The sequence below is a fragment of the Pseudomonas putida genome (assembly GCF_004357765.1).
Taxonomy (GTDB): Bacteria; Pseudomonadota; Gammaproteobacteria; order Pseudomonadales; family Pseudomonadaceae; genus Aquipseudomonas; species Aquipseudomonas putida_U.
The window spans coordinates 74,936-93,076 of sequence record NZ_SMTE01000003.1; the positions used below are offsets into that span (position 1 = coordinate 74,936).

Annotated in this window: 19 protein-coding genes; 8 read left to right on the plus strand and 11 right to left on the minus strand. The window is 62.7% G+C overall.

Annotated elements, in window-relative coordinates:
- Positions 1-153 precede the first annotated feature (153 nt).
- Both rho and trxA read right to left on the minus strand, forming a co-directional pair.
- Complete coding sequence (gene rho, locus E2H86_RS04895; RefSeq protein WP_023382978.1) at positions 154-1,413, minus strand: transcription termination factor Rho; 1,260 nt, start codon at positions 1,411-1,413, stop codon at positions 154-156.
- 227 nt (positions 1,414-1,640) lie between these two features.
- Positions 1,641-1,970 (minus strand): thioredoxin TrxA, encoded by a 330-nt coding sequence (gene trxA / locus E2H86_RS04900; protein ID WP_133325312.1) that lies wholly within the window; start codon positions 1,968-1,970, stop codon positions 1,641-1,643.
- A 244-nt stretch (positions 1,971-2,214) separates the two neighbouring features.
- Here trxA and ppx point away from each other — a divergent pair, with 244 nt between their 5' ends.
- Positions 2,215-3,717, plus strand: coding sequence for an exopolyphosphatase (gene ppx / locus E2H86_RS04905; protein ID WP_133325890.1), 1,503 nt, complete (start codon positions 2,215-2,217; stop codon positions 3,715-3,717).
- Here the strand turns inward: ppx and ppk1 are convergent.
- Positions 3,704-5,929 carry a polyphosphate kinase 1 gene (gene ppk1 / locus E2H86_RS04910; protein WP_133325314.1) on the minus strand — a complete coding sequence of 742 codons (2,226 nt, stop codon included), beginning with the start codon at positions 5,927-5,929 and terminating at the stop codon, positions 3,704-3,706. The genes ppx and ppk1 overlap by 14 nt on opposite strands.
- A 215-nt stretch (positions 5,930-6,144) precedes the next feature.
- Between ppk1 and E2H86_RS04915 the strand changes: the two genes are divergently transcribed.
- Both E2H86_RS04915 and elbB read left to right on the plus strand, forming a co-directional pair.
- The gene (locus E2H86_RS04915; protein WP_133325316.1) at positions 6,145-6,741 is read left to right on the plus strand and encodes a DedA family protein; all 597 of its coding nucleotides are present in this window, start codon (positions 6,145-6,147) and stop codon (positions 6,739-6,741) included.
- A 56-nt stretch (positions 6,742-6,797) separates the two neighbouring features.
- Positions 6,798-7,466 carry an isoprenoid biosynthesis glyoxalase ElbB gene (elbB, locus tag E2H86_RS04920; protein WP_133325318.1) on the plus strand — a complete coding sequence of 223 codons (669 nt, stop codon included), beginning with the start codon at positions 6,798-6,800 and terminating at the stop codon, positions 7,464-7,466.
- A gap of 26 nt (positions 7,467-7,492) precedes the next feature.
- Here the strand turns inward: elbB and E2H86_RS04925 are convergent, their stop codons facing one another.
- The 5 genes from E2H86_RS04925 to E2H86_RS04945 form a co-directional block, all read right to left on the minus strand.
- Positions 7,493-7,945 carry a YaiI/YqxD family protein gene (locus E2H86_RS04925; RefSeq protein WP_133325320.1) on the minus strand — a complete coding sequence of 151 codons (453 nt, stop codon included), beginning with the start codon at positions 7,943-7,945 and terminating at the stop codon, positions 7,493-7,495.
- 135 nt (positions 7,946-8,080) lie between these two features.
- Entirely contained in the window at positions 8,081-10,021 is a 1,941-nt protein-coding gene (locus E2H86_RS04930; protein ID WP_133325322.1) for an FTR1 family protein, read from the minus strand.
- Between the two features lie 149 nt (positions 10,022-10,170).
- Positions 10,171-10,434: a DUF3077 domain-containing protein gene (locus tag E2H86_RS04935; RefSeq protein WP_133325324.1), complete on the minus strand. Its 264-nt coding sequence runs from the start codon at positions 10,432-10,434 to the stop codon at positions 10,171-10,173.
- On the minus strand, positions 10,431-10,697 hold the full coding sequence (locus tag E2H86_RS04940; protein ID WP_133325327.1) for a hypothetical protein: 267 nt from the start codon (positions 10,695-10,697) through the stop codon (positions 10,431-10,433). Before E2H86_RS04940 ends, E2H86_RS04935 begins: the two co-directional genes overlap by 4 nt.
- A 439-nt stretch (positions 10,698-11,136) precedes the next feature.
- Positions 11,137-11,799 carry a glutathione S-transferase gene (locus E2H86_RS04945; RefSeq protein WP_133325329.1) on the minus strand — a complete coding sequence of 221 codons (663 nt, stop codon included), beginning with the start codon at positions 11,797-11,799 and terminating at the stop codon, positions 11,137-11,139.
- A gap of 141 nt (positions 11,800-11,940) precedes the next feature.
- Between E2H86_RS04945 and E2H86_RS04950 the strand changes: the two genes are divergently transcribed.
- The 4 genes from E2H86_RS04950 to E2H86_RS04965 all read left to right on the plus strand — a co-directional run bounded on the left by E2H86_RS04950 (position 11,941) and on the right by E2H86_RS04965 (position 16,540).
- On the plus strand, positions 11,941-12,240 hold the full coding sequence (locus E2H86_RS04950) for a hypothetical protein (protein WP_133325331.1): 300 nt from the start codon (positions 11,941-11,943) through the stop codon (positions 12,238-12,240).
- Positions 12,241-12,310: 70 nt separating this feature from the next.
- Positions 12,311-12,556 (plus strand): TIGR02647 family protein, encoded by a 246-nt coding sequence (locus tag E2H86_RS04955; protein WP_133325333.1) that lies wholly within the window; start codon positions 12,311-12,313, stop codon positions 12,554-12,556.
- Between the two features lie 201 nt (positions 12,557-12,757).
- Positions 12,758-15,619: a class I adenylate cyclase gene (locus E2H86_RS04960; RefSeq protein ID WP_133325335.1), complete on the plus strand. Its 2,862-nt coding sequence runs from the start codon at positions 12,758-12,760 to the stop codon at positions 15,617-15,619.
- 78 nt (positions 15,620-15,697) lie between these two features.
- The gene (locus tag E2H86_RS04965) at positions 15,698-16,540 is read left to right on the plus strand and encodes a hypothetical protein (RefSeq protein WP_133325337.1); all 843 of its coding nucleotides are present in this window, start codon (positions 15,698-15,700) and stop codon (positions 16,538-16,540) included.
- Positions 16,541-16,555: 15 nt separating this feature from the next.
- Here the strand turns inward: E2H86_RS04965 and rnk are convergent, their stop codons facing one another.
- From rnk to cyaY, 3 genes are all read right to left on the minus strand, one after another.
- Complete coding sequence (gene rnk / locus E2H86_RS04970; RefSeq protein WP_133325339.1) at positions 16,556-16,966, minus strand: nucleoside diphosphate kinase regulator; 411 nt, start codon at positions 16,964-16,966, stop codon at positions 16,556-16,558.
- A gap of 143 nt (positions 16,967-17,109) precedes the next feature.
- On the minus strand, positions 17,110-17,328 hold the full coding sequence (locus E2H86_RS04975; RefSeq protein ID WP_133325341.1) for a DUF1289 domain-containing protein: 219 nt from the start codon (positions 17,326-17,328) through the stop codon (positions 17,110-17,112).
- Position 17,329: 1 nt separating this feature from the next.
- On the minus strand, positions 17,330-17,662 hold the full coding sequence (gene cyaY / locus E2H86_RS04980) for an iron donor protein CyaY (RefSeq protein ID WP_133325343.1): 333 nt from the start codon (positions 17,660-17,662) through the stop codon (positions 17,330-17,332).
- Positions 17,663-17,914: 252 nt separating this feature from the next.
- Here cyaY and lptM point away from each other — a divergent pair, with 252 nt between their 5' ends.
- A complete protein-coding gene (lptM, locus tag E2H86_RS04985) occupies positions 17,915-18,136 on the plus strand; it encodes an LPS translocon maturation chaperone LptM (RefSeq protein ID WP_133325346.1) in 222 nt (73 codons plus the stop codon).
- The last annotated feature ends 5 nt before the right edge of the window (positions 18,137-18,141 follow it).

Sequence of the window (18,141 nt, forward strand, 5' to 3'; positions counted from 1 at the left end):
GTTCAGGGCGTCGTTGGGGGCAAAAATGCGTTGGGGCCGCTTCGCACCCCTTCGCGGGCAAGCCCGCTCCCACAGGTTCAGCGTGATCCCTGTGGGAGCGGGCTTGCCCGCGAAGGGACGCGAAGCGGCCCCAATTACGACCTGTCCGAAAGCTTACTTACGCTTCATCGACAGGAAGAACTCGTCGTTGGTCTTGGTCTGCTTGAGCTTGTCGACCAGGAACTCGATGGCCGCGACTTCATCCATCGGGTGCAGCAACTTGCGCAGGATCCACATGCGCTGCAGTTCGTCATCGGCGGTCAGCAGCTCTTCGCGGCGAGTACCGGAACGGTTGATGTTGATGGCCGGGAACACACGTTTCTCGGCGATGCGACGGTCCAGGGGCAGCTCCATGTTGCCGGTGCCCTTGAACTCTTCGTAGATCACTTCATCCATCTTCGAGCCGGTTTCGACCAGCGCGGTAGCGATGATGGTCAGCGAACCGCCTTCCTCGATGTTACGCGCAGCACCGAAGAAACGCTTCGGCTTCTCCAGGGCATGGGCGTCGACACCACCGGTCAGCACCTTGCCGGAGCTGGGGATCACGGTGTTGTAGGCACGGGCCAGACGAGTGATGGAGTCGAGCAGGATGACGACGTCCTTCTTGTGCTCGACCAGGCGTTTGGCCTTTTCGATGACCATCTCGGCAACCTGTACGTGACGGGTCGGCGGCTCGTCGAAGGTCGAGGCGACCACTTCGCCGCGCACGGTGCGCTGCATCTCGGTCACTTCTTCCGGGCGCTCGTCGATCAGCAGGACGATCAGGTGGCACTCGGGATTGTTGCGGGTGATGTTGGCCGCGATGTTCTGCAGCATGATGGTCTTGCCCGCTTTCGGCGGAGCGACGATCAGGCCACGCTGGCCCTTGCCGATCGGAGCGCACAGGTCGATGACGCGACCGGTGAGGTCTTCGGTGGAGCCGTTACCGGCTTCCATCTTCAGGCGCTCGTTGGGGAACAGCGGCGTCAGGTTCTCGAACAGAATCTTGTTCTTGGCGTTTTCCGGACGGTCGAAGTTGATGGTATCGACCTTCAGCAGGGCAAAGTAACGCTCCCCTTCCTTCGGCGGGCGAATCTTGCCGACGATGGTGTCGCCGGTACGCAGGTTGAAACGGCGGATCTGGCTGGGCGAGACGTAGATGTCGTCGGGGCCGGCCAGGTAGGACGCATCAGCCGAACGCAGGAAACCGAATCCATCCTGGAGAATCTCCAGCACGCCGTCACCCGAGATCTCTTCGCCGCTTTTCGCGTGCTTCTTCAACAGGGCGAAAATCACGTCCTGCTTGCGCGAACGGGCCATGTTTTCGATGCCCATCTGTTCGGCCATTTCCAGCAGATCGGTAATCGGCTTTTGCTTGAGTTCAGTCAGGTTCATAAGGGGAGTGACGTAATCATGTAAGAAGGGAGAATTAAGCATCTGGCTTAATGAGGCCGCGCCGCTAGATGGCGACAGGATCGCGTACTGATTCGAATTGGGGATGCTTCGGCGACGGCGTGTAGAGGGCACTGGAGAAGCAGTGCGAGGCCGAATGTAACACTTGCTTTTTTCTGCGTCTAGTGCTCTGAAAAAGAAAAGCCCCGCATTTGCGGGGCTTTTTCACATCACAGGTTGGCGTCGAGGAAGGCGGCCAACTGCGATTTGGACAGGGCGCCGACCTTGGTGGCTTCGACGTTGCCATTCTTGAACAGCATGAGGGTCGGGATACCACGCACGCCGTGCTTGGCCGGAGTTTCCTGGTTCTCGTCGATGTTCAGCTTGGCGACGGTCAGTTTGCCTTCGTAGGTGGAAGCGATGTCGTCCAGAACCGGAGCGATCATCTTGCATGGACCGCACCATTCAGCCCAGTAGTCGACCAGCACCGGGCCTTGAGCCTGAAGAACTTCGGCGTCGAAGGTGGCGTCGGTGACGTGTTTGATCAGATCGCTGCTCATGGATATCTCCAGGGTCGTAAGCAAAAAAACGTGGCCCATGATAGCCGCACCTACGTCCTACAGGAAGTCACGAACGATTGAGTGTAACTATAGTTGTGCAAGACGCCGCGAATCGAAAGTGTCACACGAGTGTCATAGCATCGAATGGCACATTGCCCTGCATCAAGCCCCGGAGTGCCACGCGTTGGCGGCAGCCATGGATCGTGGCACGATTGCCGGGTTAACGACCGAGAACACTCAGATCATGCCGCAAACCACCGCGAAGAACCTGTCTCTGATCGCTGCCATCGACCTTGGCTCCAACAGCTTCCACATGGTCGTCGCCAAAGCCCATCATACCGAGATCCGCATTCTCGAACGACTGGGGGAAAAGGTGCAGCTGGCAGCCGGCATCGACGAAGCCCGCATGCTCAGCGAAGAGGCCATGGAACGGGGCCTGGAGTGCCTCAAGCGCTTTGCCCAGCTGATCAACGGCATGCCCGCAGGCGCCGTGCGCATCGTCGGCACCAACGCCTTGCGTGAAGCGCGCAACCGTAACGAATTCATCCAGCGTGCCGAAGCCATCCTCGGTCACCCGGTCGAGGTCATCTCTGGCCGTGAAGAAGCACGTCTGATCTACCTCGGCGTCTCGCACACCCTGGCCGACAACCCCGGCAAGCGCCTGGTCGCCGACATCGGCGGCGGCAGCACCGAGTTCATCATCGGCCAACGCTTCGAGCCGCTACTGCGCGAAAGCCTGCAGATGGGCTGCGTGAGCTTCACTCAGCGGTATTTCCGCGACGGCAAGATCACCCCGGCGCGCTACGCCCAGGCCTATACCGCCGCACGTCTGGAACTGATGAGCATCGAGCATGCCCTGCACCGCCTGACCTGGGACGAAGCCATCGGCTCGTCGGGCACCATCCGCGCCATCGGTGCCGCCATCAAGGCCTGTGGCCTGGGCAATGGCGAGGTCAACGCCGAAGGTCTGGCCACGATCAAGCGCAAGCTGTTCAAGCTGGGTGAAGTCGACAAGATCGATTTCGAAGGCGTCAAAGCCGACCGCCGCACCATCTTCCCAGCCGGCCTGGCGATCCTCGAAGCGATTTTCGATGCCCTCGAGCTGCAGCGCATGGACCACTGCGACGGCGCCCTGCGCGAAGGCGTGCTGTTCGACCTGCTCGGTCGCCACCACCATGAGGACGTACGTGAGCGCACCCTGAACTCGTTGATGGAGCGCTACCACGTCGATCAGGGCCAGGCGGCACGGGTCGAACGCAAGGCCCTGCACGCCTTCGACCAAGTGGCCGATGCGTGGGGACTGAACGAAGGCAACTGGCGCGACCTTCTAGGATGGGCAGCGAAAATTCATGAAATCGGCCTGGATATCGCGCATTACCACTACCACAAGCATGGCGCCTACCTGGTCGAACACTCCGATCTGTCCGGCTTCTCCCGCGAAGACCAGCAGATGCTGGCCCTACTGGTGCGCGGCCATCGCCGCAATATTCCCAAGGACCGCTTTGCCGAGTTCGGTGCAGAGGGTCGCCAGCTGATCCGTCTGTGCGTATTGCTGCGCTTCGCCATCCTGTTCCATCACATCCGCGGCACTCAGCAGATGCCCAAGGTGGAACTGCAGGCCGGCGAAGACAGCCTGCACGTCGTGTTTCCTGACGGGTGGTTGGAGCAGAACCAGCTGACCCAGGCCGACTTCGCCAACGAGGCGGAGTGGCTGACCCGGGTCGGCTTCGTCCTCAGCGTACGTTGAGGACCGGGTTGCTCAGGCGCTCCAGCAGGGTCGCCTGGGCACTGCGAGGGTTCTGGTTGCCGGTCGGCGTGCTGCGCACGTAGCGCCCGTCCGGCTGCAGGGTCCAGGCGTGGGTATTGTCGGTCAGGTAGCTTTCGAGCTCTTTCTTCACCCGCAGCAGCAGCTTCTTGCCTTCTACCGGGAAGCAGGTCTCGACGCGCTTGTCGAGGTTGCGCTCCATCCAGTCAGCGCTGGACAGGTAGATCTGTTCTTCACCGCCATTGAGGAAGTAGAACACCCGGGTGTGCTCCAGGAAGCGGCCGATGATCGAGCGCACCTGGATGTTGTGCGAGACCCCCGGGATGCCTGGACGCAGGCAGCACATGCCACGCACCACCAGATCGATCTTCACGCCCGATTGGCTGGCCTTGTACAGCGCCTTGATCACCTTGGCATCGGTCAGCGAGTTGAACTTGGCAATGATGTGCGCCGGCTTGCCCTCCAGGGCGAACTGGGTCTCGCGGGCAATCATGTCGAGCATGCCTTTCTTCAGAGTGAATGGCGCATGCAGCAACTTCTTCATGCGCAGCGTCTTGCCCATGCCGATCAACTGGCTGAACAGCTTGCCGACATCCTCGGTGAGGGCATCGTCGGAGGTCAGCAGGCTGTAGTCGGTGTACAAACGTGCGTTGCCGGCGTGGTAGTTGCCGGTACCCAGGTGTGCGTAACGGACGATCTCGCCCTGCTCGCGGCGCAGGATCAGCATCATCTTGGCGTGGGTCTTGAAGCCGACCACGCCATAGATCACAACCGCACCGGCTGCCTGCAAGCGGCTGGCCATCTGCAGGTTGGACTCTTCGTCGAAACGCGCACGCAGTTCGATCACCGCGGTGACCTCCTTGCCGTTACGCGCAGCGTCCACCAAGGCGTCGACGATCTCCGAGTTGGCCCCGGAGCGGTACAGCGTCTGACGCACGGCGAGCACGTGCGGATCCTTGGCGGCCTGACGCAACAGGTCGACGACCGGGGTGAAGGATTCGAACGGGTGCATCAGCAGCACATCCTGCTTGCTGACCACACTGAAGATGTTATCGGCATTCTGCAGCAGCTTGGGAATCGCCGGGGTGAATGGCGTGTACTGCAGCTCCGGATGACTGTCCAAGCCGGTGATGCTGAACAGACGGGTCAGGTTGACCGGGCCATTGACCTGGTAGAGCTCGCTCTCGCTCAGGCTGAACTGCTTGAGCAGGTAATCCGAAAGGTGCTTGGGACAGGTATCGGCGACTTCCAGACGTACGGCATCGCCGTAGCGACGCGAGAACAGCTCGCCACGCAGAGCGCGGGCAAGGTCGTCGACCTCCTCGGAGTCCAGCGCCAGGTCGGCGTTGCGGGTCAGCCGGAACTGGTAGCAACCCTTGACCTTCATGCCTTGGAACAGATCGTCGGCATGGGCATGGATCATCGAAGACAGGAAGACGTAGTTGTCACCGGCCCCCCCCACCTCCTCCGGCACGCGAATCACCCTTGGCAAAAGACGCGGCGCCGGAATGATCGCCAGACCCGAGTCGCGGCCGAAGGCATCGACACCCTCGAGCTCGACGATGAAGTTGAGGCTCTTGTTCACCAGCAAGGGGAACGGGTGGGTCGGGTCGAGACCGATCGGGGTGATGATCGGGGCGATCTCGTCACGGAAGTAGCGGCGTACCCAGGTCTTGAGCTTGGGCGTCCAGTAGCGCCGACGGATGAAGCGGATGGCGTGCTTTTCCAGCTCCGGCAGCAGCACGTCGTTGAGGATGGCGTACTGACGCTCCACCTCGATGTGCACCAGCTCGCTGATGCGTGCAAGCGCCTGATGCGGCTGCAGGCCGTCGGCACCGGCCTGTTCGCGGGCGAAGTTGATCTGTTTCTTCAGCCCCGCGACGCGGATCTCGAAGAACTCGTCGAGGTTGCTGGAGAAGATCAGCAGGAACTTCAAACGCTCCAGCAGCGGATAGGATTCGTCCAACGCCTGTTCCAGCACGCGGATGTTGAACTGCAGCTGCGAAAGCTCGCGATGAATGTACAGGCTGCTGTCGTCCAGGCTCGGCACGGCGATGGCCGGCGCCGGAGCGGGAGCAGGTGTCTCGGCTACCGGCTCGGGCTCTGGCGGCAGATCCGGCGGAGTCTGCACCATTTCTTCGGGGATGGCCTGGGCTTCCTTGATCGCGACAGGGGTTAGCACTTCATTATTCATCTGACGTTCCTGGAGGGCGGATACGCTCTCTGTACAATTGAGCGGCACGATAAGCGGCCATTATGACGACTGTGTTACACCCCGTGGCAAGCCTGCGTCTGACAGCCGTTGCTATTGTCATGACTGCCGTTGTTCATGCTGAGACACATTTGGACACTTTCACGAATGCGCGCGAAGGGGTAGGCTGCGCGTTCATTTCGCCAGCATCTCAGAAAATGCTCCAACAATTCCTGCAGGATTTCGGCTACTTCGCCCTTTTTCTAGGCACCTTTTTTGAAGGCGAGACCATCCTGGTGCTTGCAGGCTTCCTCGCGTTTCGCGGCTATATGGACATCAACCTGGTGTGTTTGGTGGCCTTTTTCGGTAGCTACGCGGGTGATCAGTTGTGGTATTTCATGGGTCGTCGTCACGGACGCCGTATCCTCGCCCGCAAACCGCGCTGGCAGGCCATGGGCGACAAGGCCCTGGGGCACATTCGACGCCACCCCGACATCTGGGTGCTGAGCTTCCGTTTCGTCTATGGTCTGCGCACCGTGATGCCGGTCGCGATCGGCCTGTCCGGCTACCCGCCGCGCCGCTATCTGCTGCTCAACGGCATCGGCGCGGCTATCTGGGCGATTGCCCTGGGTGCTGCGGCCTACCATTTCGGCGCCATCCTCGAAGGCTTGTTGGGCAACGTGAAGCGCTATGAGCTATGGGTACTAGGGGGCCTGTTGGTGCTGGGCGGCCTGCTCTGGTTGCGCCGCCGCTTCCGTGCCCTGCGCGCCGAACGAAAGGCCGCTTCCGCGGCAGACCAGACGGCCGATAAGTGAACACCCCGCCCTGGCTGTGTTCCAAGCTTTAGCGCCTCGACACAGGAGTAACGAGCATGAGCAAAAAAGTAGCGGTGATTCTTTCGGGCTGCGGCGTTTACGACGGCGCGGAAATTCATGAAAGCGTGATCACCCTCCTGCGCCTCGATCAGCGCGGTGCGCAGGTGCAATGCTTTGCACCGAACATCGCCCAGATGCATGTGATCGACCACCTGACCGGCCAGGAAATGCCCGAGTCGCGCAACGTGCTGGTCGAGTCGGCCCGCATCGCCCGCGGCGAGGTCAAGGATATCCGGGAAGCCAAGGTCGAGGATTTCGACGCCCTGATCGTTCCCGGTGGCTTCGGCGCGGCCAAGAACCTGTCCAACTTTGCCACCGAAGGCGCCAAGTGCAGTGTGCAAGCCGATGTCCTGGCCTTGGCCGAAGCCTTCGCGGAGGCCTGCAAACCGGTCGGCCTGATCTGCATTTCGCCCGCATTGGCGGCCAAGATCTATGGCCCGGAAGTGGTCTGCACCATCGGCACCGACGCCGCGACCGCAGCGGCAGTGACCGAAATGGGTGGCAAGCATGAAGACTGCGACGTGCACGACATCGTCGAGGATACCCAGCGCAAGCTGGTGACCACCCCGGCCTACATGGAAGCCAAGTCGATCAGCGAAGCAGCCAGCGGTATCTACAAGCTGGTGGACCGTGTGCTCGAACTGACCCACGAAGGCGAACAGTAAGCTTCAGGGCCTGTAACCCAGGCCCGTCATCCTTTCGACAAGCGCGTCAGGATCCGGTCCAGCGCATTGGCGAATGCCTGCTTCTCGCGTTCGCCATAAGGCGCCTGCCCTCCCCCGACCTGACCCTGTTCGCGCAATTCGGTGAACAGGTTGCGCACCGCCAGCCGCTCGCCCATGTTGCGTTCATCGAACTCTCTGCCACGCGGGTCGAGGGCAGCCACACCTTTTTTGATCAGACGGTCGGCCAATGGCACATCGCTGCAGATCACCAATTCGCCGGGTTCGGCGTGCTCGACCAGGTAATCGTCAGCCGCGTCCATGCCGCTAGGCACCACGATCAGGCGTACGATGGCGAACGCCGGCTTGGCCACGGCCTGACCGGCGACCATCACCACCTCCAGCTTGCGCTTGAGGGCGAACTTGACGATCAGATCCTTGGCGGCCTTGGGGCAGGCGTCGGCGTCGATCCAGATGCGCATGTCGCAATTCTCTCTTTTTTCTGCACCGGCCCTTTCGCGGGCAAGCCCGCTCCCACAGGATTTACGCTGGTTTGGGATCTAGCGGTGTCTCTGTAGGAGCGGGTTTACCCGCGAAGAGGCCGGTAGCCTCAATCTTTAAATCGCGGCCCGGCGTCTTTCGGCCAGGCGACTGCGCCCATACAACACCACAATCGCCAACAATGCCACCGCTTGCGCGCCGAGCGAGTAGGCATCGGCATGAATCCCCAGCCAGTCGAACTCGAAGAACGCCAGCGGCCGCGTACCCAGCACTCCAGCCTCCTGCAGCGCCTTGACGCCATGTCCGGCGAACACCACCGACAGGGCACACAGTAAGCCCGCGTTGATACTGAAGAACAACGCCAACGGCAGTTTCGCCGAGCCGCGCAGGATCACCCAGGCCAGGCCCACCAGCAGCACCAGTGCGGTGGCGCCGCCGGCCAGCACAGCCTGGTGCCCGGCTGGGCCGGCCTGCAGCCACAGGGTCTCGTAGAACAGGATTACCTCGAACAGCTCGCGGTACACCGAGAAGAACGCCAGCACGGCAAAGCCAAAGCGCCCACCGCCGCTGACCAGGCTGCTCTTGATGTAGTCCTGCCAGGCCGCAGCATGGCGGCGATCGTGCATCCACACCCCCAGCCACAGCACCATCACCGCAGCGAACAGTGCGGTGCAGCCCTCTAGCAGTTCACGCTGGGCACCGCCGACATCGACCACATAGGCCGCCAGCGCCCAGGTGGCGAAACCGGCGACCAGGGCCAGGCCCCAACCGATGTTGACGCTGCGCACTGCCGACTTCTGGCCAGTGTTGCGCAGGAAGGCGAGGATCGCTGCCAGCACCAGGATCGCCTCGAGGCCTTCGCGGAGCAGGATCAACAGCCCGGAGATATAGCTCAGCGACCAGCTCAGGCCGTCGCTGCCCAGCAGCTTGGCGGCCTGGTCCAGCTTGGCCTTGGCATCAGCCAGACGCTGTTCGGCCTGCGCTGTCGGCAGGCCATCCTGCAGCGCTTGGCGGTAGGCCATGAGGGCTTTCTCGGTGTCCTTGCGGGTCACGGTGTCGATGTTGTCCAGCGAACTTTCTACCAGCTCGAAGCCTTCCAGATAGGCCGCAACCGACAGGTCATAGGCCTGATCGTGGTCGCCCTGGCGGTAGGCCGCCAGGCTCTTGTCGAGGGTAGTTGCGGTGTATTCGAGCAACTGCGCAGGGCCACGCTTGACCTGCGGCGGTTGGGCACGCTGGGCCCGGAAGGCCTCGACCGCTGCCTCGCCCTCGCTGGCGCTCACCTCGGCCGGCGTCTGCCGGGCCAAGTCGGCGATGTTCCAGGTCTTTTCGCCCTTGGCCGCTTCAGGCTTGGCGGTGAAACTCGCCACGTAGGCAGCCACGTCCCAGCGCTGGCGTTCGTCGAGCTGGTCGGCGAACGACGGCATCTCGGTGCCATCGATGCCCAGGCCCAAGGTGTTGTAGAGGTCGAACAGACTCAACTGATCGAGGCGCTCGGTGTTGCGCAGGTTGGCAGGCGCAGGCTCCAGGCCGACACCTGCCGGGCCATCGCCAGCACCGCTGTCGCCGTGGCAGATGGCGCAGTTCTGGGCATACAGCGAGGCGCCGCGCGCAGGGTCGGGGGTAATCACCGGAGCCTGGCTGACCTCGTAGGCCACGGCCAGGCGAGCGCCCAGCTGGCGCGCCTGCTTGGCCACGCTGGCACCGTCCTGGCGCTGATCGATGGCTTGACGCAGGGCTTCGACGCCCCGGCTCAGAGCGCCCTGCTCGGCGTGCGCCGGCAGGTGCTTGACCAGGTCGGCCAAGACCGCGCTGAACTCCAGTTGCTCGCGGTATTCACCCTCGTCGATGACCTTGCCGCCCTGGACGGTCGGTGGGTAGTCAGCGCCGATGTAGTCGAGCAGATGCAGGGCCTTGGCGGCCTCAGCGGGTGCTTCGGCCTGGGCGAAGGTGCTGCACAGCGCCAGTACCTGGGCCAGCAACAATGCCGGCAACCAGGCGAACGGACGGGGATGGGAGTTCATGGCCGGTCTCGGAGGGAATGCGAAAGAGAACATTGTTCACTTCCACTTGCTTTCCCTCAAGGGGGGCGGGATGGTTTCATGAAAAATTTTGAAATGAATTTGCAGGAGGTGACCGGGGGAATGCAGTGCGGCGGGAAGTGTGCGCTGGAGGATTGTGGTGCCGCATATATCGAGCGCACGCCTCACGGTCGCAGGCGGCACTCGATTTCAACACCCATCCCCCGCTCCATGTCATCGATCAGCGCCTTGGCCATCTCGCTGAGGATCCGCGCCGCGCTGCCGGCCATGCGGTCGTTTTCCATTTCCGCTTCGGTGGTCAGGTGGCGGATGCAGCCGAGCAACGTCGATAGCTGCGAGAAGGCGTGATCGAAGGGGACGCCTGATTGCAGGCGGAACAGGTCGAAGGTTTCCTTGCCGGCGGTGACGCCGTGGTTGGGCTCTCTCATGGTGCCAGCTCCTTCCTGCGCATCGCGGTGCAGTGGTCGGTCACGGCATCGAGCACCGCGCACATCACGCGGATGGCCATGCAGAGGGCGTCATGACGTAAGCCTGGCCCGGTTTCGCGAAGCACCTCGCCGGTCTGGGTGATGGTCAGAAGCAGGGCGTCTTGCAGAACTGGGCCATCGGTGATGGAGTCGGGGAATGCGAGGGTGACCGTGGGGGCGTCGGTCAGGAGAAGGTCGGGTGGATCGGGGACTATCTTTTTCATGATGGGGTCCTGTACTGAGGGTGGCCCGCCATCCTTCTCGTCTCACGGAATTGGGTGGCAGTCATACGCGGGGTGAGACCCGGGGTACAGGAACCCGGCCAGACCGAAGCCTGCCCGCGCACGACCGCCATGAAGCGATGCTCTTCCTGTACCAGCGGGTGTCTCACGCCCGATCGCCTTTCAAGGCGACCCGACGACAGTAGTCCCGAGGCACTGGCCTAGATAGTCAGCAGCATTCGACAGGGGCCGTAGGATAATTCGATTGCTAATCTGAGCTGAAGCATTTGGTCTCAAGATCAGAAAAGCCCCACGATTTCAGAACCCTATGGGTTCCCGACCCCGCAAAGATCCCCTGTGTGCGGGCTTGCCCGCGAAGCAGACACCTCGGCGCATGGCACCGGCTTCGCCGGTGTTCGCGGGCAAGCCCGCTCCCACAGTGTCAGCGCTTGCCGCTGCGAATCAGCTCCATGAACACCGGCATCGCGGCCTCCCTGTCTGCCCGGATGCGCGCCATGTGCGGATTTTCCGCCATCAGGTCGAGCAAGGCCTTGGCCTGGGGGAAGTCCGCCAGGAAGTCGATGTTCAGCACCTTCTTGCCTACCGCACGGGCCAGGTCGACCAAGAAGCAGAACATCAGGTCAGCCAGGGTCAATTCCTCGCCGGCCACATACGGCGCGAATCGGCCGTTGCGCTTGAGCGTGGCGAAACCGGCCAGCAATTCGGCGCGGGCACGTTCCTTGATCAGCGGCTCCACCGCAGCGCCAAAGAACGACTCGGCGTAGCAGGTGCGCGCCGGCAGTTCGATGTACAGCTCGATTTCCTTGAGTAGCTCGCGGACCTTGGCCTGGCCGAAGGCATCAGGCGGCAGCAACGCCTTGCCGCCCTGGGTCTGCTCGATGTAGTCGAGGATCACGCTGGTCTCGCTGAGAAAGCCCTGCTCGGTCTCCAGCACCGGCACCTTGCCCCGCGGGCTGACTTCCAGTGCGTTCGGCGTCTGGCCGCCATAGAAAGTCACTTCCTCGAACGGCAGGCCCTTTTCCAGCAGCGCCAGCTTGACCATGTTGTAGTAGTTACTGACCGAAAAACCGTGAAGCTTGAGCATGGGGTTACAGCCTCCAGGCCGTGTAGGAATGGCCGCCCTTTTATAGACCGATCCCAGGCCCCTGACCAGCTTCATGCACCCGGTCGATGACCCGCCATTGCCAGCGTGGCACACTGTGAGCCCCCTTTCAGGAGCACCGCCATGAGCGAGCCCACCGACATCGACAACGACGACGAAGCCTTCGCCGAGGCAACGCTGACCCAAGCCATCGAGAACCAGATCGAGAGCGGCGAGCCCGCTGCGGCCAAAGCCGTGTTCAACAAGCTGACGCTGGTCGGCTACGAGCGCGAGGACATCCTTAACCTGATGGCCCACGTGCTGGCCATCGAGATCGACAACATGCTCGACGAGGACCGCCCATTCGACGGCGCGTGGTACGAGGCGGCCCTGCGCGCCCTGCCCGAGCTGCCGCCTGAGGCAGATCAAGGCGACAACGAATAAGCCTGACTACACTCCAGGATCAGGCACCCTTGGCGGTGCCGCCATCCTTGTCCAGACGTCAGGAGTCGCCATGTCCTTCACCCCCGAGTTGATCGCCGAACTTGAAGTGCTTGCCCTGTTCAACCTGGACAGCAGCCAGGAAGGCATCAAGATCCACAAAAACGCCTCGCCCGCCCTCGTTGCCGCCGCACAACGCCTGTACGACAAACAGCTTACCGACCAGCCCGACGGGGGTTATCTGACCAGCCTCGGCCATGATGCGGTGGAAAGCGTGCAGCTGTTGCTGAGCATTCTGCGCGAGCCGCAGCCGGCGTGAGTTTGCACGGTCCGTTTCGCGGGACAAGCCCGCTCCCACAGGTTCTGATGACAATGCATGTCCTGTGGGAGCGGGCTTGCCCCGCGAAAGGGCCGTCCGCAGCGCTAAAAAAATGACGTCAAAAAGCCATATAGTGCTTATCCGACTGCCCCACTCAGGCTAAACTCGCCGCAGCTCCCCCGTGGCCAACCTGAGCGCGTAATGAACCACCCCCATGAAATCCGCCCCGACCTGGACCAAGGCATCGACCGCAAGGAGCTGACCAAGCTGCGGGCGCGCTTCATGCAGCTCAACCAAGGCCGTCGGCAGCGGGCGATGGAAGGGCTTTCGACACGCCAGCAGCAGGTACTGACCCTGTTGCCGCTACTGTTCCACGTCAATCACCCGCTGCTGCCCGGCTATGTTTCGGGCAGCACGCCAGCCGGGGTTTCGAACTTCGAGCCAGACGCTGCGCTGATCGCTGAAGGCCAGCGACTGGCCCGCTCGTTTACCTGCAAGACCCGCCTGGGCAACCCGCCAAGGCCGATCCATGGCCTATTTCTGATGGGCAGCCTGGGCTCGCTGGCCCAAGCCGAACAAAGCGACATGGACCTGTGGGTCTGCCACAGCCCAGGCCTGGGCGAAGGCCCGCTCGCCGAGCTACGACGCAAGTGCCAACTGCTCGAGGCCTGGGCCGACAGCATGGGCGCCGAAGCGCACTTCTTCCTGATCGACACCGAGGGCTTCGCCCAGGGCGAACGCGACAGCCAGCTCAGCTCCGACGACTGCGGCACCACCCAGCATTACCTGCTGCTGGACGAGTTCTACCGCACCGCCATCTGGCTCGCCGGACGCACGCCGCTGTGGTGGCTGGTGCCGGACTACCAGGAGCACAACTACCAGGCTTACACCCAGACCTTGTTGTCCAAGCGCTTCATCCGCAGCCAGGACGACCTGGACCTGGGCCACTTGGCGCACATTCCGCCTGGCGAATATGTGGGCGCGGGGTTGTGGCAATTGTTCAAGGGTATCGATTCGCCCTACAAGTCGCTGCTCAAGTTGTTGCTGACCGAGGTCTACGCCAGCGAGCATCCTGGGGTGCGCTGCCTGAGCCTGGACTACAAGCAGGCAGTGTTCGCCAACCGGCTCGACCTCGACGAGCTGGACCCCTACGTGATGGTGTACCGACGCATCGAGCGCTACCTGCAGCAACGCGGCGAGACCGCACGACTGGAGCTGGTGCGGCGCAGCCTGTACCTGAAGGTCAACAAGAAGCTCAGCGAGCGGGGCAATGCCCGCGCCAGCGGTTGGCAGCGCCAGTTGCTGCAGCGCCTGGCCGATGAGTGGGGCTGGGACGAACGGCAACTGGCCCTGCTCGACAGCCGCAGCCAGTGGAAGGTCGCCCAGGTGGCAGCCGAGCGCCGCGAGTTGGTTGCCGAACTCAACCACAGCTACCGTTTTCTCGGTCAGTTCGCCCAGCACCAGGGCGCCAGCAGTTGCGCCGACCAGCGCGACCTCAACGTGCTGGGCCGGCGCTTGTATGCCGCATTCGAGCGGCGCGCCGGCAAGATAGAAGTGATCAATCCCGGCATCGCCCCCGACCTCGCTGAAGACACCCTGACCCTGGTCCAGTCGCCCAATCGCAAGGAGCCGGGCAGCCATCACTGGGGCCTGTACCACGGCAATCTGGGCGTGCACGAATGGGAGCACTTCAGCCCGATCAAGCGCTGCCGTGAGCTGCTCGAATTGCTGACCTGGGCCCACCGCAACGGCGTGATCGACAGCAGCACCCGACTGGCCCTGCACCCAGGCACCAGCGATCTGAGCGAGTTCGAGTTGTTCAGCCTGCTCGGCTGCCTGCAGCAAGGTATCCCACTGCCCTTGCAGCCGGTCAGCGAGGCGCGCCTGCTGCAACCGAGCGCGGCTGACGAGATCCTGCTGCTGGTCAACGTCGGGGTCGACCCTCTGCACCACCACCGCGACCTGAACATCCTGATGACCACTGAGCGCACCGACTCGCTCAGCTACGCCGGGGTCCGGGAAAACCTGGTGCTGACCGTGGACCAGGTCACCCTCAACAGCTGGAACGAGGTCCTGGTACAGCGGTTCGACGGCGAGCACGCGTTGTTGCGTTGCCTGCGCGACTACCTCAACAGCCTCGGCCAGCGCAGCCATCGACCTCGGCTGCGGGTTCGCTGCTTCTGCCATAACCGTGCACAGGCCATCAGCCAGCGGGTCGAGGAGCTGTTCGTCACCGCCCGGCAGTTGCTCGACCAGGGGGCCGGCCACCGATACCTGGTACAGGTCGCGCAGCATACCCATGTGCTGGAACTGCTGCCCGGCCAGGTCACGCTGACCACCCTGGGCGACCACGATGCCCTGCTCGATCATCTGGGTCTACCGCGCACCTGCTACAGCCCCCTGCACCTGGACCCTCAGGCGCTGCAGGACCACGACCTGCCGCTGCTGCTGGAGCAGGGGCTGCCCGAGTGCATCCAGGTGTTCTATCGCCTGCTCGATGGCTGGGCCGACCTGTACGTGCTGGACGAGCACAATGCCCTGTGGCAACAACGCCTGCCGCTGCACGACGAGAACCACCTGCTGCTGCCGCTGCAGCGCTTCCTGCGCTCGGTGGTGATGCGCCACGACGCCAGGCTGGCGCTGGACAGTCCGCAGGCGTCATTGGAAATCCACTACGCCCAGTTGCTCCCCTCGGGGCCAGGCAAGGCGCGCAGCATCGAGCCACGGGTGGTCCCCAACGCTGGCGTCGATCAGCCCTACTACGAAGTGCAGGCAATCCTGCAGGCCGGAGCGCAGGGCGAGGTGCACGTCACGCTGTACTGCGACCAGCAGGAGTTTTCCGAGCTGGACCATGGCGACCAGCTATACGAAGCGGTTGCCCGGCAGATCCTCGGTCGGCGGCGCAGCGCCGGTCACTACCGCTGCTACATCACCGACCTGGACCTGTCCGAACTGCTCGATGACGAACAGGGGTCGACCCTGCTCTACCTGCGCTACAAGCGCGAGCTCGAACATGCCCTGAACCTGGGGCTGGAGCGGCTGCAGGCCCTACGCCCCCACTGACCCAGGCCGGCGCTTCCCCCTGCCCCTCCGGTCGACGCGCGAACATGCTCTGCACTCCACCCACCCTTGGAGCGCATCATGAACAAGCAGAACTGGATGGGCGCCCTGCCTGCACTGGGTCGCCTACGCATCGATCAGTTGGTCCTTCCGGGCAGCCACGACTCCGGCATGGATAAACAGGCAGACAATATCGTCCCGCCGCAGGAAGTCACCCAGGACGTCTCCTGCATCGAGCAGATCCGCGGTGGCATCCGCGTGCTCGATCTGCGCGTGCGGGCCAACCGCGAATACCCACCCGCCTCGCCCTACAGATACAAGCTCTACCACATGAGCACATCCGGCCGCACCGTCCTGGGTGACGTGCTACTGGAGCTGCAGCGCTTCTATGACGAACCTGACCATGCGCGGGAAATCGTCATTCTCGACTTCCATCAATTCGACAATTTCAGCCCCCAGGAACATCACTGGTTGCTTGAGTTGGTGGAAAGGCATCTGGGGCAGCGCATCATCCCCTGGGCGCTGCGCCGCCTGACCTTGGACCAACTGTGGCATGACCACCCCGGCAAAACCGTGGTGGTGGCGTACAACAACGCAGCGCGGGGCCAACACTGGGATGGGGTGAGACAAAACTGGATCGGAGAGGACACGCCGTCCACCGAGGCGCTGAAGGCCTTCATGGACACGCTGGCCGGCAGCTACAAACCAGACTACGTCCTGCGGTCCATCCAGTGCGCCAAGTACAACAGGATCGTCTTCACCCCGGACGATTTCTCCGACAAGATCGATGAGTGGTTCGCATCAGTGGATCTGCAGAGCTACATCCAGGGCTTTCACATCATCAATACCGACTGGTCGCTGCGCAGCCGGATCGTCGACAATTGCATCCACGCCTGCCACGTCAGGTCGCTGAGCATTCCTTGAGCACCGTGCGGGCGGTCAGAGATCGAAATCGCCCGCCGCTTCTGGCTGGTACTCCACCTCGAGCAACTTCAGCTTCAAGGTCTTGCCCCCAGGCGCCGGCCAGTCGATCTGCTCGCCCACCGACAGGCCTAGCAGCGCGCAGCCGATCGGCGCCAGGATCGAGACCTTGCCGTCGCCGCCGGCATCCTTCGGATACACCAGGGTCAGGTGGTAGTCCTTGCCACTGGCTTCTTCGCGGCAGTGCACCCGGGAGTTCATGGTCACCACACCCGCCGGTACTTCCTCATGGCCGACCACCTGCTCGGCGCGGTCCAGCTCCTCCTGCAAGGCGAGCACGCCCGGCGTCGATTCGTCGAGACTGTCGATCAGGCGCTCCAGACGCTGCACGTCCAAGCGGGTGAGGATGAGGGAAGGCTTGGTGCTCATGATCCTGTCAGGCTCCTTCGAAAGGTTTTCTATGGGCAGATAAAGCAAAACCCCGCCCAAGGGCGGGGTTTGTGAATGCTTTTGGCGTCACCGACGCATAACCCGACACTAACACAGCCAGGCAAATACTCAAGCCTGTGCCGTCAACCAGATGCCTTGTCGCGCAATGCCCGAGCCTCGGCGCAGATCTGCCGGCGGCGCTGGTCGTCCGCCGAGCGCCACTCGCGAATGTGCTCGACGTGGCGGTGGCAACCGGTGCAGACCCGCTGCTCGTCCAGCCGGCAGACACTGATGCACGGCGACGGCACTGCCGGGCTGACGTTGCTGTAAAGCGGCTTGGGTGGCCGCGCCTGGGTGCTCATGTCAGATCTCGTCGAAGTCCAGCTTCTCGCCGGCCCGCTCCCAGACGATCCGCTCGAGCATCTCGCCGAGCAGTTCCTCGCTTTTCTCGCAGACCCACTTGCCGCTTTCTTCGTCGTAATCGAAGTGGAAGCCACCGGAGCGGTCGGCCAACCACAGCTGACGCAGGGGTTCCTGGCGGCTGAAGATCAGCTGAGCGCCGTTATCGAACTTGACGGTCAGGACACCGGCGGAGTTCTCCATGTCCAGGTCCAGGTCGCTTTCGTCGAACAGGTCTTCCAGTGCCTGCTGGGTAGCGTCGACCAAGTCATGAAAACGCGCTTCGCTCAAACTCATTGCAAGAACCTCGATATTGACTGCGTGACTGGCAAGCCGGGCAAGATACGGGCGCAAGGCACCCGCCGCAAGCCGCGAGCTACAAGCGGCTAGAAAAAGCCCAGCGTACACCGCTCAGCTTTTGCTTGCCGCTTGTAGCTTGCAACTTGCGCTCCCGGCTACCCCGCCCGACGGACCGGCTCTTGCGTAGGCAATCCGCCGGTCGCTCGGTATACTCGGGCGCAATACTGCTTATTTCAAAGGATTTCACCAATGAAGCGCCTGATTTCCTCCTTCGCGGCGCTGGTCGCTGTTGCCTGCCTCGTCTCGGCCTGCGGCCAGAAAGGCCCGCTGTACCTGCCTGAAGACGGCAAGGACGGCAAAGGCAGCCATTCGTCGCACCAGCATCAGCACGCCCAACCTGTACAACAGGCCGAGCCGCAAGACCAGCAGCCTGAGCTCGATGCCGAGCCCGAGCAGTCGCCAGCGCAGTAAGGAAA